20 protein-coding genes are annotated in these 24,078 nt (G+C 67.6%); 12 read left to right on the top strand and 8 right to left on the bottom strand.

Going from position 1 to position 24,078, the window contains the following annotated elements:
* Positions 1 to 3: 3 nt before the first annotated feature.
* The 4 genes from AC3RCC_RS08390 to AC3RCC_RS08375 form a co-directional block, all read right to left on the bottom strand.
* Complete coding sequence (locus AC3RCC_RS08390; protein ID WP_492258146.1) at positions 4 to 1,281, bottom strand: ribulose-bisphosphate carboxylase large subunit family protein; 1,278 nt, start codon at positions 1,279 to 1,281, stop codon at positions 4 to 6.
* A 154-nt stretch (positions 1,282 to 1,435) separates the two neighbouring features.
* The gene (locus AC3RCC_RS08385; RefSeq protein WP_492258145.1) at positions 1,436 to 1,975 is read right to left on the bottom strand and encodes a VOC family protein; all 540 of its coding nucleotides are present in this window, start codon (positions 1,973 to 1,975) and stop codon (positions 1,436 to 1,438) included.
* A gap of 30 nt (positions 1,976 to 2,005) precedes the next feature.
* Positions 2,006 to 3,883: a TRAP transporter large permease gene (locus AC3RCC_RS08380; protein ID WP_492258144.1), complete on the bottom strand. Its 1,878-nt coding sequence runs from the start codon at positions 3,881 to 3,883 to the stop codon at positions 2,006 to 2,008.
* A gap of 165 nt (positions 3,884 to 4,048) precedes the next feature.
* Positions 4,049 to 5,065 (bottom strand): TRAP transporter substrate-binding protein, encoded by a 1,017-nt coding sequence (locus AC3RCC_RS08375; protein WP_066476270.1) that lies wholly within the window; start codon positions 5,063 to 5,065, stop codon positions 4,049 to 4,051.
* Between the two features lie 113 nt (positions 5,066 to 5,178).
* On the opposite strand from AC3RCC_RS08375, the gene AC3RCC_RS08370 reads away from it, so the two are divergent.
* Complete coding sequence (locus tag AC3RCC_RS08370) at positions 5,179 to 6,267, top strand: LacI family DNA-binding transcriptional regulator (RefSeq protein WP_291637107.1); 1,089 nt, start codon at positions 5,179 to 5,181, stop codon at positions 6,265 to 6,267.
* Between the two features lie 22 nt (positions 6,268 to 6,289).
* Here the strand turns inward: AC3RCC_RS08370 and AC3RCC_RS08365 are convergent, their stop codons facing one another.
* Positions 6,290 to 7,303 (bottom strand): inorganic phosphate transporter, encoded by a 1,014-nt coding sequence (locus tag AC3RCC_RS08365; RefSeq protein WP_492258143.1) that lies wholly within the window; start codon positions 7,301 to 7,303, stop codon positions 6,290 to 6,292.
* A gap of 12 nt (positions 7,304 to 7,315) precedes the next feature.
* Positions 7,316 to 7,960, bottom strand: coding sequence for a DUF47 domain-containing protein (locus tag AC3RCC_RS08360; RefSeq protein WP_291649494.1), 645 nt, complete (start codon positions 7,958 to 7,960; stop codon positions 7,316 to 7,318).
* Between the two features lie 288 nt (positions 7,961 to 8,248).
* Here AC3RCC_RS08360 and AC3RCC_RS08355 point away from each other — a divergent pair, with 288 nt between their 5' ends.
* The 11 genes from AC3RCC_RS08355 to AC3RCC_RS08305 all read left to right on the top strand — a co-directional run bounded on the left by AC3RCC_RS08355 (position 8,249) and on the right by AC3RCC_RS08305 (position 21,892).
* Positions 8,249 to 8,539: a hypothetical protein gene (locus AC3RCC_RS08355; protein ID WP_291637111.1), complete on the top strand. Its 291-nt coding sequence runs from the start codon at positions 8,249 to 8,251 to the stop codon at positions 8,537 to 8,539.
* Positions 8,540 to 8,643: 104 nt separating this feature from the next.
* Positions 8,644 to 10,017 carry an ABC transporter substrate-binding protein gene (locus AC3RCC_RS08350; protein WP_492258142.1) on the top strand — a complete coding sequence of 458 codons (1,374 nt, stop codon included), beginning with the start codon at positions 8,644 to 8,646 and terminating at the stop codon, positions 10,015 to 10,017.
* A complete protein-coding gene (locus AC3RCC_RS08345; protein ID WP_492258141.1) occupies positions 10,014 to 11,957 on the top strand; it encodes an ATP-binding protein in 1,944 nt (647 codons plus the stop codon). Before AC3RCC_RS08350 ends, AC3RCC_RS08345 begins: the two co-directional genes overlap by 4 nt.
* Entirely contained in the window at positions 11,954 to 13,306 is a 1,353-nt protein-coding gene (locus tag AC3RCC_RS08340; protein ID WP_492258140.1) for a sigma-54-dependent transcriptional regulator, read from the top strand. The genes AC3RCC_RS08345 and AC3RCC_RS08340 overlap by 4 nt, the downstream gene beginning before the upstream one ends.
* A gap of 206 nt (positions 13,307 to 13,512) precedes the next feature.
* Positions 13,513 to 14,850, top strand: a complete 1,338-nt coding sequence (locus AC3RCC_RS08335) for an ABC transporter substrate-binding protein (protein ID WP_452119422.1) — start codon at positions 13,513 to 13,515, stop codon at positions 14,848 to 14,850.
* Between the two features lie 152 nt (positions 14,851 to 15,002).
* The gene (locus AC3RCC_RS08330) at positions 15,003 to 16,718 is read left to right on the top strand and encodes an ABC transporter permease (protein ID WP_291637122.1); all 1,716 of its coding nucleotides are present in this window, start codon (positions 15,003 to 15,005) and stop codon (positions 16,716 to 16,718) included.
* Between the two features lie 2 nt (positions 16,719 to 16,720).
* The gene (locus AC3RCC_RS08325) at positions 16,721 to 17,818 is read left to right on the top strand and encodes an ABC transporter ATP-binding protein (RefSeq protein ID WP_492258139.1); all 1,098 of its coding nucleotides are present in this window, start codon (positions 16,721 to 16,723) and stop codon (positions 17,816 to 17,818) included.
* A gap of 98 nt (positions 17,819 to 17,916) precedes the next feature.
* Positions 17,917 to 18,975: a phosphate/phosphite/phosphonate ABC transporter substrate-binding protein gene (phnD, locus tag AC3RCC_RS08320; protein WP_492258138.1), complete on the top strand. Its 1,059-nt coding sequence runs from the start codon at positions 17,917 to 17,919 to the stop codon at positions 18,973 to 18,975.
* A 20-nt stretch (positions 18,976 to 18,995) separates the two neighbouring features.
* A complete protein-coding gene (gene phnC, locus AC3RCC_RS08315; protein WP_291637125.1) occupies positions 18,996 to 19,784 on the top strand; it encodes a phosphonate ABC transporter ATP-binding protein in 789 nt (262 codons plus the stop codon).
* Complete coding sequence (gene phnE / locus AC3RCC_RS08310) at positions 19,781 to 21,406, top strand: phosphonate ABC transporter, permease protein PhnE (RefSeq protein ID WP_492258137.1); 1,626 nt, start codon at positions 19,781 to 19,783, stop codon at positions 21,404 to 21,406. The genes phnC and phnE overlap by 4 nt, the downstream gene beginning before the upstream one ends.
* 147 nt (positions 21,407 to 21,553) lie before the next feature.
* Positions 21,554 to 21,892 (top strand): hypothetical protein, encoded by a 339-nt coding sequence (locus tag AC3RCC_RS08305; protein ID WP_492258136.1) that lies wholly within the window; start codon positions 21,554 to 21,556, stop codon positions 21,890 to 21,892.
* A gap of 91 nt (positions 21,893 to 21,983) precedes the next feature.
* Here the strand turns inward: AC3RCC_RS08305 and AC3RCC_RS08300 are convergent, their stop codons facing one another.
* Both AC3RCC_RS08300 and AC3RCC_RS08295 read right to left on the bottom strand, forming a co-directional pair.
* Positions 21,984 to 23,270, bottom strand: coding sequence for a TRAP transporter large permease (locus AC3RCC_RS08300; protein ID WP_452119415.1), 1,287 nt, complete (start codon positions 23,268 to 23,270; stop codon positions 21,984 to 21,986).
* Positions 23,270 to 23,890: a TRAP transporter small permease subunit gene (locus AC3RCC_RS08295; RefSeq protein WP_291637131.1), complete on the bottom strand. Its 621-nt coding sequence runs from the start codon at positions 23,888 to 23,890 to the stop codon at positions 23,270 to 23,272. Before AC3RCC_RS08295 ends, AC3RCC_RS08300 begins: the two co-directional genes overlap by 1 nt.
* Between the last annotated feature and the right edge of the window lie 188 nt (positions 23,891 to 24,078).

Raw genomic sequence — 24,078 nt, 5'->3', positions numbered from 1 at the left:
GGCTCAGCCCGCCGCCGCGCCGAAGAAGTCGAGCGCCTGCTTCAGTTCCGGGTGCCGCTGCGCCGCCTCCGCGACCGGCACCCCGCCGGCGACCGCCTCCCAGGCCTGGCGGATGCTGGCGACGCCAGCCGCCGGCCCGCCGGGATGGGCGAGGATGCCGCCGCCCGTCATGAACAGCAGGTCGGCATGGCCGATCGCGTCGAAGGTCGGCTGGGCCGTCCCGGCCCATTGCCCGGACGAAAAGGCCGGCATGACCCGGTCGTCGGCGCCGTCGGTCAGCGGCGTCACGCAATCCCGCGCCGAGGAGACGACCTCCTCGTCCTCCTGCGCGAACTTCCCCTGCACGCCGTGGACATGCATGTGGTCGACACCGGCGAGGCGCCAGAGCGTCTGATAGGCCTGGAAGGAGATGCCGAGCAGCGGATGGCGCGAAATCGCGCCATAGCCGTTGCGGTGCCCATGCAAGGCGAGATCGGTCGAGCGCCGCAGCGTCTCGATGGCCGAGAAGCCGCACCAGTTCAGGCTCGCCATCACGCAGGAGCCGCCCTCGCGCGCCACGAGATCGGCATGGCGACGCATCGCATCGGTCTCGTCGGTGATGTTGAAGGCGATCATCACCGCCTTGCCGGTTTTGTCCTGATGGCGCCTGACCGCCGCCATCACCGCCGGCACGCGCTCGGCCAGCGGCGCATGCACCGGATCGGCGCAGATCTCGTCGTCCTTGATGAAGTCGAGTCCGGCCGCGCAGAGCCCCGCGACCAGCTCGGCCGTCTCATATGCGCTCAAGCCGACATTGGGCTTGATGATCGAGCCGACCAGCGGCCCGCTGGCGACCCCGGCGAGCCGGCGCGTTCCGGCGATGCCCTGCGTCGGCATGGCAAAGCGTCGGCGGAAGGACCAGGGCAGCGTGATCGTGTCGAGCCTGAGACCCGTGACCTCGCCAAGATCATAGAGATTGCCGGCGACGATCGAGGCCAGCGTCGCAAGATTGGCGCCGACATTGTCGACCGGGAAGGAGATCGTCACCCGCGCCCGCCGCCACGGCCCGTCGACGCCCTTGCGCGCCAGCCAGGCATTGGGAAGGCTCGGCTCGTCCACCGTTTCGAGAATCGCGACATTGGTGACAACGGCCCGCGCCCGCTCGCGCAGTTCATCGGTCTCCCCGGCGACGCGGGTGAAGGTGCCACAGGACTGCTCGCCCGCCATCACCTCCGCGACCTTGCGCGGGTCGAGCGGCGTCTCGATCAGATAGGAGGCTTCGAAGCGTTCAGCAGCGGACATGTGGCAATACTCACCAAGGCGGTCGTCCCGGACAAGCCGCCTTCGGCGGCGCCGATCCGGGACCCATTCCTGAGCCCAATTCAGCGAGGCTCAGGCATAGGTCCCAGGTCTCCCTACGGTCGCCCGGGACGACCGCAGAGCTAAGACGAAAGCCTCAAAGCCTGCTCAGATCCGGAAACGGCCGCACCGGGTCCTTGCCGTCCCAGTTGTCCGCGGCGTCGCGGATCAGGCGGAACATCTCGCCCTTGGGTCCTGCGACCTCGGAGAGCTCGATCACCGTGCCGGGATGGTAATGGGTATCGAAATAGACGAAGCGGCCGCGTTCGCCGACCTCACCCGACATCACCGGCTTGAAGCCCTCGGCGAGCAGCCGCTCCATGTCGGCATCATAGTCCGAGGTCCAATAGGCGACATGCTGCAGGCCGGTATGCCCGGCATCGGTGAAGTCCTTGTACATCGACGGCACCGCGTTGCGGCACTGGATCAGCTCGATCTGCAGCGGCCCGGAATTGGCGAGCGCCACCGAATTATGCGGCTCGTATTCCTCGCCCTTGTACCGGTAGTTTTTGATCGGAACCTTCGGATTGTAGAAGAACGGGCCGACGCCGAGCACCCGGCTCCAGTAATCCATCGCCGCCTCGATATCGGGGACGACATAGCCCGCCTGGCGGATCTGGCCGAAGAAGCGGCTCATGGCTTTGGTCTTTCGCTTTTGAGAAGGGAATCAGAGGAAGCCGATGGAGATCCACGGCACGGCCGCGACGATGACGAGGCCGACAAGCAGGGCGAGCACATAGCCCCAGATGTATTTCAGCCCCTCGTCGGGATTGATCTTCGAGATCGCGCAGGCGCCGTAATAGCCGACGCCGAAGGGCGGCGCGAAAAGCCCGATGCCCATCGCGAAGATCACGACCATGGCATAGTGCACCTCGTGCACGCCGATCTGCTTGGCGATCGGGAAAAGGAGCGGTCCGAACAGCACGATCGCCGGGATGCCCTCGAGCACGCTGCCGAGGATGACGAAGGCGACGATCGAGATGGCGAGGAACCCCCAGCTGCCGCCGGGCACCGCCGCCATGACCTTGGCGAGGTCCTGCGAGAAGCCCGATTGCGTCAGCCCCCAGGCCATCGCTGTCGCGCAGCCGATGATGAAGATGATCGCGCCGGTGAGCGAGGCGGTGTCGACCAGCATGCCCTTCAGCCGGCGCCAGTCGAACTGCCGATAGATCAGGATGCCGGCCAGCACGGCATAGGCGATGCCGATGGTCGAGACCTCGGTCGCGGTGGCAACGCCCTCGACGACGGCAGCGCGGATCACGAAGGGCAGCGCGATGGCGGGCGCCGCGATCAGGCAGAGCCGGCCGATCTCGCGCTTCGAATATTTGGTGACGTGGCTGAGATCCTCGCCGCGGTTGCGCCGCCAGACGACGAAGCAGAGCGCGATGCCGAGCACGACCGCCGGCAGCATGCCGCCGGTGAACAGGGCCGCGATCGAGACGCCGGTGACCGAGCCGATGGTGATCAGGACGATCGAGGGCGGGATCGTCTCGGTCTGCGCGCCGGTCGCCGAGAGCAGCGCGACGAGATCGCCCGGCTTGGCGCCGCGCTTCTGCATTTCCGGGAAGAGCACCGGCGCGATCGCCGCCATGTCGGCGATCTTCGAGCCGGAGATGCCGGAGACCAGATACATCGCACCGACCAGCACATAGGAGAGCCCGCCCCGGACATGGCCGAGCAGCGAGGCGAGGAACTGGATCATGGCGCGGGCCATGCCGGTCATCTCGATCAGCGCACCGAGGAAGATGAAGAGCGGCACAGCGAGCAGGATCAGATGGCTCATACCCTCGTCGAGCCGGCCGACCATGACGATCATCGGCGTCGAGGTCGTCAGCGAGAGATAGCCGAAGGTGGCGAGCGCAAAGGAGAACGCGATCGGCACGCCGGCGAAGACGTTCGCCGCGACGATGCCGACGAAGAAGATCAGGAGGTTGAGCTTGCCGAGCGGCTTCAGCGCCGGACCTGCGACATAGAACAGCGCGACCAACGCCACGGTTATCCCGGCTGCCAGCACGACGGTTTTCCAGGAGCCGAAGCGCAGCAGCCGGCAGAAGGCGGCGAACAGCATCAAGACGATGCCGATCGGCAGCGCCGCGGCGCGCCAGCTATTGGCGATCTCCAGCGCCGGCGTGACGATGAAGCGCTCCTCCTCGGCATAGTCCAGCGCATCCGGCAGGATCATCACCAGGAAGGCGATGGCGGCGGTGATCGCGAGCGCCTCGAGCAGGAGCCGTGTCTGCGGCCCGACACGGGAAACGAGGCCGGTCATCCGCATATGCTCGCCGCGCCGAAGCGCGACGACCGCGCCGAGCATGGAGAGCCACAGGAACAGGATCGAGGCGAGCTCGTCCGACCAGACCAGCGGGGCGTGGAAGGCATAGCGGGCGGTGACCCCCGCACCGAGGATGACGATCTCGGTGAGGACGAGCACCGCCGCGATCGCCTCGACCATCGCTCCGACGGCCCGGTCGAGCCGGTCGGCGAGGCGTCCGAGCCCGGTCGCAGGCACGGCCTGCGTCGGCATCAAGGCGATGTGCCCGGCCATGGCGAATTCCTTCCTTATCAGTCTCGCGTCATCCCGGGCGACCGCAGGGAGACCTGGGATCCATGCCAGAGCGCCTTCCGAAACCGCTTCAGGCATGGATCCCGGCTCTGCGCGGCTGCGCCGCTCCGGCCGGGATGACGCATCAAAGCATAGTGGCGTCGGCCCTCAAGCGAGCTTGCCGACCGCGCCTTCGAGCAGGCCCCAGGCCTCGGCGCCGAAGCGCTCCTGCCATTCCTTGTAGAAGCCGCCTTCGCGCAGCTTGGCCCGGAAGCTGTCCGGGTTGGTCTTGTTGAAGGAAAGCCCCTTCGACTGCAGATCGGCCTGCACGGTCTCGTTCAGGCTCTTGATGTCGCCGCGCTGGGCGACGCCGGCATCGTTGATCGCGGAGGCGACGATCTTCTGGATGTCCGGCGGCAGGCCGCGCCAGGCGCGGCCATTGGCGATAAACCAGAAGCCGTCCCAGATATGGTTCGAGATCGCGCAATGCTTCTGCACCTCGAACAACTTGGCGACCTGGATGATCGGCAGCGGATTCTCCTGCGCGTCGACGACCCTGGTCTGCAGCGCCGAATAGACCTCCGAGAACTGCAGGCTGGCCGGCGCGGCGCCGAGCGCCTTGAACATCGAGATCGAGAGCGGCGAGACCGGAACGCGGATCTTCAGCGAAGCCATGTCGGCGGCCTGCTCGATCGGCTTGCCCGAGGTCGTCATCTGGCGGAAGCCATTGTCCCACATCTTCTCGAAGGCGTAGAGGTTGACCTTCTCGATCGCGGCGCGGACATGCGCGCCGACCGGCCCGTCCATCGCCTTCCAGACCTGGTCGTAATCGGCGAAGGCGAAGCCGACCGCATTGATCGCCGCGACCGGCACCAAGGTCGCGATCACCAGCGCCGACGGGGTGAAGAAGGTGATGCCGCCATTGCGGACCTGGCTCAGCATGTCGGTGTCGCCGCCGAGCTGGTTGTTCGGGAAGATCTTGATCTCGACCCGGCCGTTGGTCTCCTTGGCGACGCGCTCCGCCGCCTGCTGCGCGCGGATGTTGAGCGGATGGCTGAGCGGCAGGTTGTTGCCGTATTTCAGCTCGATCTCGGCGGCCCGCGCGATCATCGGCATGCCGATCAGCGAAGCAGCGGGAACGGCGGCGAGGCTCTGCAACGCAGCGCGGCGGGTCAGTCCGGTCATGATGTCCTCCCAGATTCGCTTGATGCGATTTGATTGCTCTTGATCGTCTTGCACTCAGGATAGAAATCACGTCTGATGGTCATCAAGCTCATTTTATGATGGTTTTTGATGGAATGAATATCCCGATTTCGACACCGACGCCGCCTTTGGACGTCAGCACGGAGGTCGCCCCGCGCCGCCGCCAGATGGCCCGGGTCGAAGATGTCGCGAAGCTCGCCGGCGTCTCGACCGCGACCGTCGACCGGGTGCTGAACCAGCGGCCGGGCGTGCGGGCGGCGACTGTGCAGCGCGTGCTCAAGGCGGCAGGAGAGCTCGGCTACGTCATGGAAGGCGCGCTACCGGCGAGCGCCTTGCGGCCGCTGCGGCTCGCCTTCCTGCTGCCGGCCGGCACCAACCGCTTCCTCACCCTGCTCGGCCGCCAGATCGCCGGCGCGCAGGATCAGCTCACCTCCTTCAACATGCGGGCCCGGGTCGAGTACATCGAGAGTTTCAAGCCCGAGCTCCTCGCCCAGCATCTGCGCCAGGCGGCGCGCGACGTCGACGGCATCGCCTTCATGGCGCTGGAGCACCCTTCCGTGCGCGAGGCGGTCGACGGCCTGGCCGAGCGCGGCGTGCCGACGGTGACGCTGATCTCCGACATCGCCAACAGCCGCCGCGTCGCTTATGTCGGGCTCGACAACCGCTCGGCCGGGCGCACGGCGGGCTACCTCGTCGCCCGCTTCATCGGCCGCCGCCCGGCCAAGGTCGCGATGATCGCCGGCAGTCTGAGCTACCGCGCCCATGAGGAGCGCGAGATGGGCTTCCTCCATCTCTTCCAGGAGCTCTACCCGGCGATCGAGGTCGTCGGCTTGCGCGAAGGCCACGACGACGAGGGTCAGAACTACCGGCAGACCAGAACTCTGCTGGCACAGCACCCCGATCTTGCCGGCATCTACAATATCGGCGGCGGCGCCGAGGGCATCGGCCGGGCCCTGAAGGAGACCGGACGCCAGCACGAGGTCGTCTTCGTCGGCCATGGCCTGACGCCGGATACCCGCGCCCTGTTGATCGACGGCACCATGGACGCGGTGATCACGCAGCACCCGCAGGCGACGCTGATGACCTGCGTCTCGATCTTCGCCAATCTGCGTGCCGGGCGCCCGGCGACCGAGGGTACCAGCCGGCCGAGCACCGAGATCGTGCTCCGCGAGAACCTGCCCTGAGTCTCGATGTGCCGGGCGCCCTTCAGCGCCCGGTCAGGAAATAGCCGGAGAGGAGATAGGCGACGGCCGAGATCGCGCCCGCGGCCGGCATCGTCACGATCCAGGCGAAGACGATGCCGCGCGCCACGCCCCAGCGCACCGCCGCCATCCGACGCGCCGCCCCGACGCCGATGATCGCGCCGGTGATGGTGTGCGTGGTCGAGACGGGGATGCCGAGATAGGTCGCCATGAACAGGGTGATCGCCCCGCCGGTCTCGGCGCAGAAACCCTGCTGCGGCGTCAGCCGGGTGATCTTCGAGCCCATGGTGTGGACGATCCGCCAGCCGCCGCAGAGCGTGCCGAGCGCCATCGCCGCCTGGCAGGAGATCACCACCCAGAACGGCACCGAGAAGCTGTCGCCCATCAAACCATGCGAGAACAAGAGCACGGCGATGATACCCATGGTCTTCTGCGCGTCATTGGCACCGTGGCCGAGGGAATAGAGCGAGGCGGAGACGAACTGCAGCGAGCGGAAGGTGCTGTCCGCCTTGATCGGCGCCACTTTGAGGAAGCTCCAGGAGACGAACAGCACGAGCAGCAGCGCCAGCGCGAAGCCGATCGCCGGCGACATGAAGATCGCGACGAAGGTCTTGCCCAGCCCCCACCAGACGATCGAGGAGAAGCCCGCCTTGGCGAGCCCGGCGCCGACCAGCCCGCCGATCAGCGCATGCGAGGAGCTCGACGGGATACCGGCGATCCAGGTCAGCACATTCCAGGCGATCGCTCCGGTCAGCGCCCCGAAGATCACGCGGTCGTCGACGATCGCCGCCTGGATGATGCCCGAGCCGACCGTCTGGGCGACGTGCAGGCCGAAGAACAGGAAGGCGATGAAATTGAAGAAGGCGGCCCAGAAAACCGCCCAGCGCGGCGGCAGGACCCGCGTCGAGACGATGGTCGCGATCGAGTTCGCGGCGTCATGCAGGCCGTTCAGGAAGTCGAACAGCAGGGCGACGGCGATCAGGAAGATCAGGGAGGTGGCGACGGCGGAAAGGTCCACGGCGCGCGCCGTCTAGAGATGTTCGAGCACGATGCGGCTGACCCGCTTGGCGACGTCCTCCAGCCGGTCGACCACCTTTTCGAGATGGTCGTAGACCTCGGCGCCGACGATGAATCCCATCGCCTCGCCGCCGCGATGCGCCCTGAACAGCGCCTTCAGTCCCTGGCCGTGCAGCACATCGGAACGTTCCTCGATCGCGCCGATCTCCTTGGCCAGCGCCCCGATCGCGACGGCGTTCTTCTTGATGTCCCGCAACATCGGCAGGAGCCGCGCGACGCGCTCCGACGCCTGCACCACCACCACGCCGAGCTCGGCCATATCAGGCTCGAAGCGTTCGACCTCGTAGAGCGCGATCGCCTTGGCGGTCTTGCGCATCTGGTCGATCGCGTCGTCCATCGAGCCGATCAGCTCCTCGATGTCGCCGCGGTCGAACGGGGTGATGAAACTCCGGCCGGTCTCATGCATGACCTCTCCGGCGATCTCGTCGGCCAGGTGCTCCTGCTTGAAGATCTCGGCGCAGCCGCTCTCGATCGAGACGCGGCCGGCGAGCAGGGAATCCAGCGCCCTGGCGCCCGCGACCAGCGTGACCGCATGCGCCTCGAACAGATCGAAGAACTTGGGTTCTTTCGGGAGCAGCTTCTGAAACCAGCCGAGCACCGCGCACCTCGTCGTGATCGCACGGCCAGCCGCGCCGCCTTCGTCGCGGCAGGATACGAGCCGAATTGCCGCCAGCTTGTGTGACAGTTTCATGACCTCTGCAACCATATCCTGCGCCGCTGCACAGATGCTTTCACCCTGCCGTCTCGCGGGAGCGAAGGGAGTACCTCGCCGGAGCAATGCGCGCCGGGGCCAAAGCGCCCTCCCTTGCGTCATCTTGAATTGGCAAGCGCTGCGCGCAGGCGCATAGCTATCGCGGCTGGCGGGGCCTTGAACGGAGGACTGGCCATGCACGCGATCGTCAGAACCTATTCCGGCAAGGGCGCCAAGGAGCTTTTCGACCTGCTCGAGAAGCGCAAGGCAGATGTCGAGAAGCTGATGCGGACGGTAACGGGCTTCTCGAACTACGCGCTGATCCGCACCGCCGATGGCGGGGTTTCCGTCACGGTCTGCAAGGACAAGGCCGGCACCGATGAAAGCCTGAAAATGGCGAAGGAGTGGATCAAGGAGCACGCCGGCAATACCGGCGTCGGCGCTCCCACCGTCCTGGAAGGCGCCGTTCTCCTGCACGTGAAGTGAGAGGCGCGACATGAGCGAAGGGCCGCCGACCGCGGCCCTTCCCCCGGCCCGGCGACTGCACGGCCGATCTATGCCTGCCGATTGCCCGGCTATATGACGGTGCGATGAGCCGCCGCGCCCTCTGTCTCTGGCTTGCCCTTTCCGCATTTGGCTGGCTCACCGCCGGCCCGGCGCAGGCGCGTCGCGTCCAGGTCGTCACCTCGTTCCCGCCTTCCTTCTTCGAGCCTTTCCGCGTCGCCTTCCGCGCCCGTCACCCGGACATCGCCGTCGAGATCGTGCAGCGCAAGACGACCGCCGCGCTCGCCGACATCCACGCTCAGAAACGGCCGGAGGCCGATCTGTTCTGGGCTTCGGCACCCGATGCCTTCGAGCTGCTGAAGCAGGCCGGACTGTTGGCGCCTCTGCAGACGCGCCCCACCGGCGCCCCGGAGAGCATCGCCGGCTATCCGGTCAACGACCCTGCCGGCCGCTATCTCGGCTTCGCCATTTCCGGCTACGGGCTGGTCTACAACCCCGGCTATCTCTCGGCGCGCAATCTGCCCGTGCCGCGCAACTGGTCCGACCTCGCCGCTCCCGCCTATGCCGGCCATATCGGCCTGACCTCGCCGGCCCGCTCCGGGACCACCCATCTGATGGTCGAGGCGCTGCTGCAATCGCTCGGCTGGGAGCGCGGCTGGGCGCTCTGGTCGGCGATCGGCGGCAATCTCGCGACACTGACCGCACGCAGCTTCGGCGTCACCACCGGCGTCGCGCGCGGCCGCTTCGGCATCGGCATCTCCATCGATTTCCTGACGGATTCCGGTACCGGCGAAGCCGAGACCAACCGTTTCGTGCTGCCGGAGGAGACGCTGTTCGCGCCGGCCAGCATCGCGCGGCTCGCGACATCGCCCAATCCCAAGGAGGCCGAGCTCTTCGTCGACTTCGTGCTGTCTCCCGAAGGCCAAAGGCTGCTGCGCGAGCCGCGGATCGGCCGCCTCGCGGTCTCGCCGGCCGCCTATGGCCCTGACGAGACGCCGCCGCATCTCTCGGAAACAGCCGGCCTGTTCAGCAAGACCCGTTTCGACGCCGGCCTCTCGGCCAGCCGCTACGAACTCGTCAACATCATCTTCGACGAATGGATCACCTTCCGGCGCGCCGAGCATGCCCGACTCTGGCGCAGCCTCCAGGCCATGGAAGCGGCGCTCCTTCGCCATCCCGACGAGCAGGCGGCGCAGTTTCTGACGCAGGCCCGCGCCGCCCTCACCCGTCCGCCGATCGCCGCCGCGCAGCTGGAGCAGCCCGAGCGCTTCCGCAACCTCGTCCGCGTCCCGCGCGGCGTTGCCCCGCCCGAAGCGCAGGCGAAGCTCGAGGCCGAGATCCGGGCCGCGATCGCCGGCCATGCCGCGGAGGCCGCCGACGCCCTGCGACGGGCGACCGAACGGCTCGTCAGCCTGGGCTGGGCCGGGGCCGAGGATGGCCTTGCGGGAGCGAGGCCGTGAGACGCCTCTGGCCTGGCCGGCGCTTCGGCATCGGCGGCCGCCTGATCGCCGCCTTCCTCGGCGTCGGCCTCTTCGCCGTCGGCGCCGGCATCGTCGGCGTCATCTCCTATGAGCGGCTGAGCAAGGAGCTCGCCGCCATCGCCAGCGACCACCTTCCCGGCCTCGCCTCGGCAGCAAGGCTGGCCGAGGCCAGCGCGCGCGTGATCTCGGCGATGCCGGAGCTCGCCAATGCCGAGCGGCGCGACGTCTACGAGCGCAGCCGGCGCGCCGTCGGCGAGCGCCTGGACGAGCTCGACCGCGTCCTCTCCGAACGCAAGCAGGGCGGTTTCGACGTGCCGGCGTTGACTTCGGTCGCGACCGCGATCCGCGGCAATCTCGCGGCGATCGATGCCGTCTCGGAACGCCGTTTCCCGCTGGGCGAGCGCAACCGCGCCCTCGGCGAGGAATTGCGCTGGCTCCAGGCCGATCTGCTCGACGAGATCGAGCCGCTGACCGACGATGCCCGGTTCAACATCGAGACCGCGCTCGGGCAGGCGAATACGGTCGCGACGCAAACCAGCCGCCCGAACGCCATCCGCGAGGAGACCCGCAAGAGCGAGGCGCTGATGACGCTGAACGCCCAGGCGAACCTGATCGTCGGGCTGTTCGGCCGCTTGGGCGCGGTGCGGACCCGCGAGGACATGGAGCAGACCGGCCATGTCATCGGCGAAGCGGTCGACCAGCTCGAGGTCGAGGCCAAGGCCCTCACCGGCTGGCCCGACACCATCACCGTCCGCCAGATCACCCAGCGCCTGATCGGCCTCGCCGACACGACGACCGGGCTGCCTGCGATCAAGCGCGCCGAGCTTTCGGCGCTGGCCGACGCGCAGCGCCTGATCTTCGAGAGCCGGCGCCTCGTCACCGAGCTCGGCACGCTGGTCTCGCAGGAAGTCCAGCGCACCGAGGCCGTGGCCAAGGCCGCCGCCGAGCGTTCGGCCGAGGCAATCCTGCTGGGGCGCAACCTCTTGCTGGCGATCGCCGCCGCCTCGCTGCTCGGGGCGCTGCTGATCGGCTGGTTCTATGTCCGGCGCCATCTCGTGGCGCGGCTGCGGGTCCTCACCGAGGCCGCGACCAGCATCGCCAGCGGCCAATCCTCCGCCGTTCTGCCGAAGGCCGGCAATGACGAGCTCGGCGATCTCGCCCGCGCGCTCGCCGTCTTCCGCCAGACGCGCGACGACCTGATCCAGGCCGCCAAGCTCGCGGCCCTCGGCCAGATGGCCGCGGGGCTCAGCCACGAGCTCAACCAGCCGCTCGCCGCGATCCGCTCCCATGCCCATAACGGCGCGCTGCTGCTCGAGCGCGACCGTCCGGAAGATGCCCGCCAGGCCCTCGCCCGGATCCAGGCCCTGACGACCCGCGCCGCCGAGTTGATCGCCCATCTCAGGCGCTTCGCCCGCAAGCCCGGCGTCGTGCTCGCCCCGGTCGAGGTCGGCGAGGTCTTCGAAACCGCCCTGTCCCTGTTCGAGCCGCGCCTCGCGGCAGAAGGCGTGACGCTGAAGCGCGAGCTGCCGAGCGACCGGCTCTATGTCCACGCCGAGGAGATCCGGCTCGAGCAGGTGCTGGTCAACCTCATCGCCAACGCGCTCGACGCCGTCGCCAGCCGGGCGGGCGCGACGCTGACGGTCGGCGCGCGACGACGTGGCCGCAGCGTCGGGCTCTGGGTCGAGGACAACGGTCCCGGCATCGACCGCCCGCATGTCGAGCGGATCTTCGATCCCTTCTTCACGACCAAGCCAGTCGGCTCGGGGCTCGGCCTCGGTCTTTCCCTGTCCTACAACATCATCAAGGACCTGGGCGGCACCCTCGCCGTGGCGGAAACCGGCCCCGCGGGCACGCGTTTCCTGATCACGCTCGAGGGCACGACCACCCATGTCATGGCCCCATTGGATACGAACGCATGAGCGCCCCGAAGGTGATCCTCGTCGATGACGACGCCGAGGTCCTCGAAGCCTGGCGGCTGACGCTGGAGCTCGACGGTTTCGAGGTCGCAGCCAGGCGCTCCGGCGATGCCGCGCTCGCCCTGCTCAACCGCGACAGCGCTGCCGTGATCGTCAGCGATGTCCGCATGCCCGGCCGCGACGGCTTCGGCCTGCTGTCGGCGGTGACCGCGATCGACTCGGAAATCCCGGTCGTGCTGATCACCGGCCATGCCGATGTCCCGATGGCGGTGAAGGCGATCCGCGACGGCGCCTGGGATTTCGTCGAGAAGCCGGCCGATCCCGTGCTGCTGATCGAGACGGTGAGGCGCGCCAGCGAGTATCGCCGGCTGATCATCGAGAACCGTGCGCTGCGCGCCGGCGTCGCGCCGGAAGACCCCTGGGCCGCGCGCCTGGTCGGCAATTCGCCGGCCATCGCCAAGCTGCGCGGGCGGCTCGCGCTCCTCGCCGACGCCGACACCGACGTCCTGCTCTTCGGCGAGACCGGCACCGGCAAGGAGGTCGCGGCGCGTGCTTTGCACGATCTCGGCCAGCGCCGTGCCGGCCGCTTCGTCGCCGTGAACTGCGGCGCCATCCCCGAGACCATGATCGAGAGCGAGCTTTTCGGCCACGAGGCTGGCGCCTTCACCGGCGCGCGCGAGCGCCGGATCGGCAAGATCGAGCATGCCAGCGGCGGCACGCTCTTCCTCGACGAGATCGAATCCATGCCGATGGCGGCGCAGGTCCGCCTGCTGCGCGCACTACAGGAGCGCCGCATCGAGCGGCTCGGCTCCAATCGCGAGATCGCCGTCGACATCCGCATCGTCGCCGCCACCAAGGCAGACCTCGCCGCCCTCGCCAAGACCGGCGGCTTCCGCGAGGACCTGGTCTACCGGCTCAATGTCGTGACCTTGCGCCTGCCGCCGCTGCGCGACCGGCGTGAGGACATCCCGATGCTGTTCCGGCACTTCCTGGCGCTGGCCGCCGCCCGCGTCGGCCGTTCCGCGCCAGCGCTCGGGCGCGATCTCCTGCAGCGCCTGTCACGGCAGGACTGGCCCGGCAATGTCCGCGAACTGCGCAATGCCGCCGAACGCAGCCTGCTCGGCATGGACGAGGATTTCGAGGACCTCGATACCGCCGCCACCGCAAGCGGCGTCGAGCGGACACTCGAGGAAGAGGTCGCTCTCGCCGAGGCGGAAGCGATCGGGGCCGCGCTGAAGCGCCATGGCGGGCGCATCGGCGTCACCGCCGGAGCGCTCGGCATCACCCGCAAGACGCTCTACCTCAAGATGCGGCGCTATGGCCTCGGCGGCTCCGCCGCGCTCGCCGACTGAGCGGCCAGGCCGCAGCGCTCATGTTACCGCGCTGACCCATCGCCCAGGCCCGCAGGTTACCGGAGCGACCCCGTTCTCAGGCCCGCCCGGTAACCTTCCGCCGGATTCCTGAATGGATTCAAAGGCAGCGGCGGTTGGCATCGCAGTTGCTGTCCAGGATGCATCGGCCTCGAGGTCGAGCTGAAGAAATTGTCCTGGAGGAAACCATGCTCAATCGCAGAGCCGCACTGGCGGCCACCCTCGGTCTTTCGCTGAGCGCCTCGTTCGCGACCATCGCCATCGCCCAGGCGCCCGCCGGCAAGGTCACGGTCGTCACCTCCTTCTCCAAGGACGTCACCGACCCCATCAAGAAGGCCTTCGAGAAGGCGGTTCCCGGCGTCACCCTCGAAGTCCAGAACCGCAACACCAATGCCGGTGTGAAATATGTCGAGGAGACCAAGGCCAACAACCAGGTCGACCTGTTCTGGGCCTCGGCGCCGGACGCCTTCGAGGTGCTGAAGGGCAAGAAGCTGCTCACCGCCTACAAGCCCAAGGCCACCGGCATCCCCGAGAAGATCGGCTCCTATCCGATCAACGACCCGCAGGGCTTCTATTTCGGCTTCGCGGCCTCGGGCTACGGCATCATGTGGAATGACCGCTACGCCAAGGCCAACAAGCTGCCCGAGCCGAAGGACTGGCAAGACCTCGCCAAGCCGGTCTTCTACGACCATGTCTCGATCGCCTCGCCCGCCCGCTCGGGCACCACGCATCTGACGATCGAAACCATCCTCCAGGGCGAAGGCTGGGAGAATGGCTGGCGCACCATCAAGAACATGGCCGGCAATTTCCGCTCGATCACCGAGCGTTCCTTCGGCGTGCCGGAGGCGGTCAATTCCGGGCAGGTCGGCGTCGGCATCGTCATCGACTTCTTCGCCCTCTCGGCGCAGGCCTCGGGCTTCCCGGTCAAGTTCGTCTATCCGAGCGTGACCACCGTCGTCCCGGCCAATGTCGGCATCGTCGCCAATCCGCCGAACAAGGCGGCCGCCGAGGCCTTCATCGAGTTCCTGCTCTCGCCGACCGGCCAGGAAGTGCTGCTCGAGCCCGGCATCCGTCGCCTGCCGGTCAATCCGGCTGTCTACGCCAAGGCCGGCGCCGACTACCCCAACCCCTTCACCGATCCGCGCTTCCAGAAGATGATCGGCTTCGACGTCGACAAGTCGGAGGCCCGCACCGCCGTGGTCGACACGCTGTTCGACCAGCTGATCTCCTTCCAGCTCGATGCGCTGAAGGGCGTCACCAAGACGCTGCACGAGGTCGATGCCGCGCTCGCCAAGAAGCCCAACCCGCAGGCCAAGGCGCTTGCCGACGAGGCCCGCGCCCTGATCGCCGCGCTCCCCGTGACGCAGATCCAGGCCTCGAGCCCCGAGCTGCGCGCCGCCTTCACCGGCGGCAAGGAGAAGGGCGCGCGCCAGGCCGAGGTCGAGGCGCAATGGGCGAGCTTCGCCCGCGAGAACTACGCCAAGGCCAAGGTCAAGGCGGAAGAAGCGCTCAAGGCCGCCAAGTAAGGCCCTCGAACCGCAACGTCACCCCGGACCCGCGGCAGAGCCGCACGGGTCCGGGGTCCAACCCGGCGCCGCAAGCAGCGCTGGCTCCCGGCTGGCCCGCGCGGCTGCGGCCCGGGTGACGCTGCGCCCTTTCGTCGACGATCAGGATCACCATGACCGCAATCCCGACCTCGGCTCCCCGCGCCCGACGCCTGGCGGCAACACCCGGCCAGATCGCGCTCGCGCTCGCCATCGCCGCTTTCCTGCTGATGTTCCTGGTACTGCCGGTGGCGACGGTGATCTACGTCGCCTTCACCGAGAAGGGCACCTCGAACTTCACGCTGGTGAACTTCTACGACTTCTTCCGCACCGAGCTGTTCATGCGCTCGCTGTGGAACTCCTTCTACGTCTCGGCGATGTCGGTGGTCTGGGCCTCGGTCTTCGCCCTGCCGCTGGCTTACCTGACCACGCGCTTCGTCTTCCGCGGCGCCGCCATCGTCCAGACCCTCGGCTTCCTGCCGCTGATCATGCCGCCCTTCGTCGGCGCGGTCGCGATGCAGCTCTTTTTCGGCCGCAACGGCTCGATCAACCTGCTGCTCGACGATTGGTTCGGCTTCAAGATCGACTTCATGGAAGGGCTAAACGGCGTCATCTTCGTCCAGTCGGTCCATTATTTCCCGTTCATCCTGATCAATCTCTCGGCGGCGCTGCGCAATATCGACCGCGCCATGGAAGAAGCCGCGCAGAATCTCGGTTCCTCGGGTTTCCGGCTGTTCCGGCGGATCGTCTTCCCGCTCGCCATGCCCGGCTATCTCGCCGGTGCCTCGCTGGTCTTCGTCAAGGTCTTCGACGACCTCGCGACCCCGCTCCTGCTCAACGTCAAGGACATGCTGGCGCCGCAGGCCTACCTGCGCGTCACCTCGATCGGCATCGCCGACCCGATGGGCTATGTCATCTCGGTCGTGCTGATCGTCGCCTCGGTCACCGCCATGTGGCTTTCGGCGCGGGCGCTGAAGGGGCGCGACTACGCCACCACCCAGCGCGGCGGCGGCGGTCTCGCCAAGCGCGAGATGACGCGCTGGGAGGCCGTGCTCGGCTATGGCACCGTCTTCCTGATCCTGGCGCTGGTGCTGGCTCCGCATATGGGCCTGCTGCTGCTCTCCTTCGCCACGATCTGGTCGTACTCGCCCCTGCCCGACGCCTTCACCATCGCCCATTACGGCCGCGTCTTCGGCGAGAGCTCGATCTACATCAAGAACACGCTGATCTATGCCACCCTCGCCGGCGGCATCGACATCGTGCTCGGCGTCGCCATCGCCTATCTCGTCCTGCGCACCAAGCTCGTCGGGCGCGAATGGCTGGACTGGATGGCCACCGCCGCGCTCGCCATCCCCGGCGTCGTGCTCGGCATCGGCTATCTCAGGACCTTCTACGGCGTGACCCTGCCTGACGGCACGCCGCTGGCGTCGCTCTGGATCACCATCGTGCTGGCGCTCGCCATAAGGCGCCTGCCCTATGCGCTGCGCGCCTGCTATGCGGCGCTCCAGCAGATCTCGGTCTCGCTCGAGGAAGCTGCGGAGAATCTCGGGGCGACCAAGTCGCGCACCGTGCGCCGCATCGTCGTGCCGCTGATGGCCGGCGGCATCCTCGCCGGCTTCGTCACCTCGTTCTCGACCGCCGCGGTCGAGCTCTCGGCGACGCTGATGCTGGTGCAGTCGAACTCGGACGCGCCACTCGCCTACGGACTCTACGTCTTCATGCAATCGGCCGCCGGCCGGGGGCCCGGCGCCGCGCTCGGCGTCGTCGCGGTCCTCCTCGTCGCCGCCTGCACCTTCATCTCGCATCTCATCATCGAACGCAGCCAGAAGGCCAAGGGAATGGGCCACTGACCATGAACGCAAACGTCTCACTGACCACGCCGGCCGTCTCCGTCGACATCGAAGGCGTCAATCTGTCCTACGGCACCAATCATGTGCTGAAGGACGTCAGCCTCGCGATCCAGCCGGGCGAGTTCTTCGCCTTCCTGGGCCCTTCAGGCTGCGGCAAGACCACGCTGCTGCGCCTGATCGCCGGGTTCAACCAGGCCGATACCGGCCATGTCCGGATCGGCGGCAAGGAGATCACCGACCTGCCGCCCTGGAAGCGCGATGTCGGCATGGTCTTCCAGTCCTATGCGCTCTGGCCGCATATGACGGTTCGCCGCAACGTCGCCTTCGGGCTCGAGGAGCGCGGCGTGAAGCGCGCCGAGGTCGAGCGCCGCGTCGAGGCCGCACTCGGCCTGGTCGGGCTCGCCCATCTCGCCGACCGGCGACCTTCCCAGCTCTCCGGCGGCCAGCAGCAGCGCGTCGCCGTCGCCCGCACCGTCGCGGTCGAGCCCAAGGTGCTGCTGCTTGACGAGCCGCTCTCCAATCTCGACGCCAAGATGCGCGTGCAGGTCCGCCGCGAGCTGCGCGACCTGCAGCAGCGCCTCGGCCTGACGACGATCTTCGTCACCCACGATCAGGAAGAGGCCAACACGATATGCGACCGCATCGCCGTGATGAGCGACGGCATGGTCCAGCAGGTCGGCACGCCGATGGAGCTCTATGAGCGCCCCGCGAACCTCTTCGTCGCCAACTTCCTGGGAACGGCGAACATCCTGGAAGGCAAGGTCACCGGCGCCGGCGCGGCCCGTGCCTTCGCGATCGAGGGCGGCTTTTCGCTGCCGATCCCGGCCGATCGCAAGGTGCCGGAAGGCGCAAGGCTGGTCTTCCGTCCGCAGCATGCCAACCTGCTGGCCGCTGGTGCTGCCGCCCCCGGGCTGATCGCCCTGCCCTGCCGGATCGTCCATCGCGAATTCCTCGGGGCGAGCGTCCGCTACGGCGCCCGGATCGGCAATGCGGAGGTCTCCGTCGACCTGCCTTTCCAGTCCGGCGCGGACCTCCACGAGATCGGCAGCGACGCGACTTTGACCCTGCCGCAGCACGCTTTGATGTGGCTTGCCGGCTGACGGTCTTTGCCGCATGACTGGATTGTGACGGTTTTGTGTCACATAGTACCGACAAGGCTCCCTCGCGTGGAGCCTTGTCGAAAGGGAGTGAAGACGCCTTGTTCAACCTGAAATCCGCTTGCTTCGCCACGGTCGCGCCGCTGGCCCTCGCCCTCGCGACCGTCGTCGCCGCCCCTGCCCAGGCGCAGGATGCCTGCCCGAACCGCGGCCAGCTCGACACCAATTACTGCGATGCGAACAATGATCTCGTCGCCGACGTCCCGACCGATGCCTCCAAGCTGAAGGACCCCTCGGCGCTGGTCTGGGCCTATACGCCGGTCGAGGATCCCGCGGTCTATGCCAACATCTTCAAGCCGCTGACCGACCATCTCGCGACCTGCACCGGCAAGCGCATCGTCTATTATCCCGTCCAGTCCAACTCGGCCGAGATCGAGGCCATGCGGTCCGGGCGCCTGCACTTCGCCGGCTTCTCGACCGGTCCGACGGGCTTTGCCGTCAATCTCGCCGGCGCGATCCCCTTCGCCGCCAAGGGCTCCGAGGCCGGCGTGCGCGGCTACAACCTCGTCGCCGTCGTCAAGAAGGACAGCCCCTACCAGAAACTCTCCGACCTCAAGGGCAAGAAGGTCGCCCACACCTCGCCCTCGTCCAACTCGGGCAACCTCGCCCCGCGCGTGCTCTTCCCGGAGCACGGGCTCGAAGCCGAGAAGGACTACAAGCCGCTGATGTCCGGCGGGCACGACAAGTCGATCCTCGGCGTCGTCTCGGGCGACTACGACATGGGCGCCGTCGCCGGCGACGTCTATGAGCGGATGATCGTGCGCGGCACGATCAAGAAGGACGACACGCGCGAGATCTATCGCAGCGCCGTGTTCCCGACCTCCTCCTTCGCTTATGCGCACGATCTGAAGCCCGAGCTCGCCAAGAAGCTGACCGATTGCTTCTTCTCCTTCCGCTTCACCCCGGAGATGACCAAGGAGTTCAACGGCGACGACCGCTTCCTGCCGATCACCTACCAGAAGGACTGGGCGATCGTGCGTGATGTCGCCGAGAAGTCGGGCACGCCCTACAACAAGTCCGCCTACGACGCCGAGGCGAAGCGCGAGGCGGATGCCGCCGCCAAGAAGAAGGCGCAGCCCGCGCCGGCCAAGGCTCCCTGATCGGAAAGCAGCCGCATTTCATGAGCGCCCTGCCAAACGAAGCGTCCGGCACTTGCCGGACGCTGATCATCCGCAATCTCGTCAAGGAATACCGGGCCGGCCAGCCCGTCCTGCGTGATATCTCCCTCACCATCGACGAACCCGGCACGGTCGCCATCATCGGCCCGTCCGGCACCGGCAAGTCGACGCTGATCCGCTGCATCAACCGGCTGGTCGACCCGACCTCTGGCTCGATCATGCTCGACGGCGTCGATCTGGCGAAGCTCCAGGGCGACGCGCTGCGCCAGGCGCGGCGCCGCCTCGGCATGGTCTTCCAGGAGTACAATCTCGTCGAGCGGCTGACCGTGATCGAGAACGTGCTCTGCGGCCGGCTCGGCTATGTCCCGGTCTGGCGCAGCTGGACCCGGCGTTTCCCGGAGGCCGACATCGCCCGCGCCTTCGCTTTGCTCGAATCCGTCGGGCTCGGCGATTTCGCGACGCGCCGGGCCGACCAGCTCTCCGGCGGCCAGCGCCAGCGCGTCGGCATCGCCCGCGCCGTGATGCAGGAACCGGATCTCGTCCTCGCCGACGAGCCGACCTCCTCGCTCGATCCGAAAACCTCGGTCGAGATCATGGAGCTGCTCGCCGAGGTCGGCCGCGAGCGCTCGATCCCGGTCCTGGTCAACATCCACAATGTCGCGCTGGCGAAGCGTTTCGCCCGGCGCATCATCGGCATGTCGAAGGGCCTGATCGTCTATGACGGCCCGCCGGAGGGCCTGCAGGATTCCCATCTCGCCGAGATCTATGGCGGCGAAGGCTGGATGGAATGAGCGCGCTTCCCGCCACCGGCAGCCTGCGCAGCCGCGCCTTCCCGCCGAACTGGCCATTGCGCATCGGCGCCCTGCTGTTCCTTGCCTATGTCGCCTATGCCGCGCAGATCCTCGACATTCGCTGGGAGCGCTTCGTCCAGGGGCTCGACAACGGTGCCCGCTTCCTTGGCCGGATGTTCCCGCCCAACACCGCAGCCGACAAGATGCAGCTGCTCTTGGACGGCATGCTGGAATCGCTGCAGATCGCGATCATCGCGACCGGCGCCGGCGTTCTCCTCGCTTTGCCGCTCGGCCTGTTCGCCGCCCGCAACCTGATGCCGCTGCCGGTGACGGTGGCGGCGCGGGGGTTGATCGCGCTCTGCCGCACCTTCCATCCGGTCATCGTCGCGATCCTCTTCGTCAAGGCGGTCGGCTTCGGTGCGCTCGCCGGCATCCTCGCCCTGATCGTCGCGACGCTCGGCTTCATCGCCAAGCTGATCGCGGAGGCGATCGAGGAAATGTCGATGAAGCCGATCGAGGCGCTGCGTGCCGCCGGCGCGCCGTTCCTCTCCGTCGTGGTGATGGGCGTGGTGCCGCAGGTCCTGCCGCGCTTCATCGGCTTTGCCGCCTATCAGCTCGATTCCAATCTCAGGAACTCGGCGCTGGTCGGCCTGGTCGGCGGCGGCGGCATCGGTGCGACCCTGTTCACCGCCTTCCAGCGCTTCGACTACGACTTCGTGCTGACCATCATCATCGCGATCATCGCCGCCGTGATGGCGGGCGAGGTGCTCTCGGCCTTCATGCGCCGGATCTACCAGGACGAGGCGCCGACGGGCGAGGTCAAGCGCGGCCCCTCCGGCATGGTCTGGCACCGCTTCACCACGACGGAGCGGACGCTGCGGCTCGCCTTCTGGGGCATCGCCGCTTTGGCGCTCGGCTGGTCGTTCCAGACCATCGAGATCATCCCGGAGTTCCTCTACGACGCGCCGCAGCAGACGGTCGACCTGTTCGCCCGGATGTGGCCGATCGACTGGAGCTACTATGCCAGCACGGTGCAGACGGCCTTGGTCGAGACGCTGCACACCGCCACGCTTGGAACCATCCTGGCGATCCTGCTGGCGACGCCGGTCGCGCTGATGTGCGCCCGGAACGTCTCTTCCTCCGTTTGGGTCAACACGCTCGGCCGCTTCATCCTGGTCGCGACCCGTTCGGTCCACACCCTGGTCTGGGCCCTGCTCTTCGTCGCGGTCTTCGGTCCCGGCGCGCTCGCCGGCGTGATGGCGGTCGCCGTCCACTCGATCGGCTTCACCGGGAAATTCCTGGCCGAGGCGATCGAGGAGGCCAAGCCCGGCCCGATCGAGGCGCTGCGCGCCGCCGGGGCACCCCGCCGCGCCGTGCTGCTCAAGGGCTTCTGGCCGCAGGTGAAGCCGGCCTTCCTGGCCGTCAGCCTGTTCCGCTGGGACATCAATGTCCGCGAGAGCGCCGTGCTCGGCCTGGTCGGCGCCGGCGGCCTCGGTGTCGCGCTGCAAGCGGCGATGGACAATCTCTACTGGGACCAGGTCGGCCTCGTCCTCGTGGTGATCTTCGCCGTCGTCGTCGTGACCGAGCTCGTCACCTCGGTGATCCGCGCCCGCGTCATCTGACCCCGGGCTCGTCATCGGCCACGATATCGCCGCGCCCGGGCTTCGCGTCCGGGCCGGCATCGCGCCAGGGCGCGAACCCCGGCTATTGCTGGGCGCGGGCGGACGCAGGCGAAGGCCGCCGCGCCGGAGGACAGGCCGATGCCCGCCATGCGCTCTTTTCTGTCTCTGGCTGCGCTGCTCGCTCTTTGCGCCAGCGCCAGCGCCATGGCTGCGCTGCCGAGATTTCCAAAGGGACAGAACTATGGCCGGACTCGCAAGGCGCTGCTGGCCCAGGGCTGGGCACCACTGCACCTTCCGGGCGCCGATCAGTGCCGACCGGGCGACAGACGCTGCGCCGGCCGGCCGGAAATGTTCGCCTGCGCCGGCACGGGCGTGGCGCCCTGCCTCTTTCTCTGGCGCCGCGGCGCCGTGACGATCGAAGTCGCGACCTATGGCGAGGAGCGTGCGAGAGTCAGCCGCATCACCTGTCGTACGGGCTGCGGCTGAGACGGGACACAGAGGTGCCAGAAACGAAACGTCCTCCAGGGCCCGGCCCGGGAGGACGGAAGATGTCGGTGCGAACCGAAGACCGGCTCTTCTAATCGCCGTAATGCGTCGGCAGCCACATCGCGATCTCGGGGAAGGCCAGCAGCAGCCCGATCAGCGCGAACATGCTGACGACGAAGATCAACGAACCGGCGATGACGTCCTGGATGCTGCCGCGGCCGCGGATCGCCTGGACGACGTAGAGATTGATGCCGACCGGCGGGGTGATCAGCGCCAGCTCGAGCAGGATCGTCAGGATCACGCCGAACCAGATCGGGTCGTAGCCGAGGCCGATCACGATCGGCGCGACCAGAGGCGTGATCGTCACCAGCATCGACAGCGATTCCAGGAAGCAGCCGAGCACCACGAAGAAGGCGATGATCACCAGCATGGTCTGCAGCGGCGACAAGCCGAGCCCGGAAATGAAGCTGGTCAGCTGTTGCGACAGCCCGATCACCGAGAGCACGAAATTGAGGAAATAGGAGGCGAGCACGATCAGCATGATCATCGCCGTCGCCTTCATCGCTCCGATGAAGCTTTCATGCAGCAGCGCCAGCGAGAGCTTGCCATACCACCAGGCGAGCACCACCGCGAAGACGAGGCCGAGCGAGGCCGCCTCGGTCGGGGTCGCGAAACCGGCATAGATCGAGCCGATGACGACGAGGAAGAGCAGCAGGATCGGGACGAGATCGACCAAGCTGGTAAAGCGCTGGCGCCAGGTCGCCCTGATCGGCTCGCCGCCGAAACCGGGCTTGGCCATGCAGATCACGACGATGATCAATGAGAACAACGCCGCCAGCAACAGCCCTGGAATGGCCGCGGCGAGATAGAGCTTCGGCACCGAGGTGTTGGTGATCATCCCGTAGATGATCAGGTGGATCGAGGGCGGGATCAGGATGCCGAGCGTGCCACCGGCGGCGAGGCTGCCGAGGAAGAGGCGTTCATTGTAGCCGCGCCGGCGCACCTCGGGCAGCGCCACAGTGCCGATCGTCGCCGCGGTCGCGACGCTGGAGCCGGAGGTAGCGGCGAACAGGGTCGAGGCGCCGATATTGGCATGCAGCAGCCCGCCCGGCAGGCGGTTGAGCCAGAGCGCGACGGCACCGTACATGCGCTCCGCGATGCCCGCCCGCAGCAGGATCTCGCCGAGCAGGATGAAGAGCGGCACGCTGGTGAGGGTGAACTCGGTCGAGACCTTCCAGAAGATCTCGGAGGCCGCCAGGAACAGCGGCAGTGGCGAATAGATCGCACTGAGCAGCAGCGCGCAGATGATCAGCGTCGCGGCGATCGGCAGGCTCGCGCCGATCAGAATGGCCAGCAGCAGCGAGGCATTGGCGAGCATCAGGCTTTCTCCTCGCGGGCGCCGAGCGCTTCCTGGGCCTCTTCCGAGGCCGACATGATGCCGAAGCGTGCCGCCAGCTCCGGATGCCGCCCGGCCGCGAGGGCAAGGCAGGCCTGAAGCGAGGACACCAGCAGCGCAGCCAGGAAGACGAGCATCCCGGCGAACCAGAGCAGTTGCGGAATGACCAGCGGCACCTGCAGCACGCTGGCCGAACGCGAGCTCATGCCCCAGGAACCGGACACCACCAGCCAGCCGCTGAAGGCGAGAAAGGCGGCGGCGAAGCCCAGCGCCAGAATCGATGAAACGTCCAGCAGAGCGCGCAGGCCGGGCGGCGCCTTCTGGTAGAGGAAATCGATCCGGACATGGCTGCGAGCGTAGAAGGCCTCGGTCAGCGACCAGGAGATCCCGATGGCGAAGATATAGCCGGCGATCTCGTCGACCCCGCCGATATTGCGGCCGATCGTGTTGCGCGCCGCGACATCGACCGCGACCAGCATGCCGAGCAGCAGCAGGCCCCAGCCCGCGACCAGCAGCATCGCCCGCGCGAGGCGGCGCAAGGTATCGTCCAGCCGGCCCAGCGTACCGCCCTCTCGCCCCTGCGGGCGCGTCACCGGATCCATCACTCTCTTCCCTCGCGCTGATTGGGCTCGCATCGGGGCAAAGGCACTGCGATGCGATTTGCGGAGCCGTGCGAACCGCACGGCTGGCGCCAAGACGAAAGACCGTATCGCGGCCCCTCTGGCAATGCCCGCTTGCCGGCTCCGGCAAACGATCTCGCCCGGCGCCTGACGCGCCGGGCGAGATCGCG

Source organism: Allobosea sp. GW823-FHT01F03, assembly GCF_058798075.1.
This window is presented reverse-complemented; position numbering and strand designations above follow the sequence as displayed.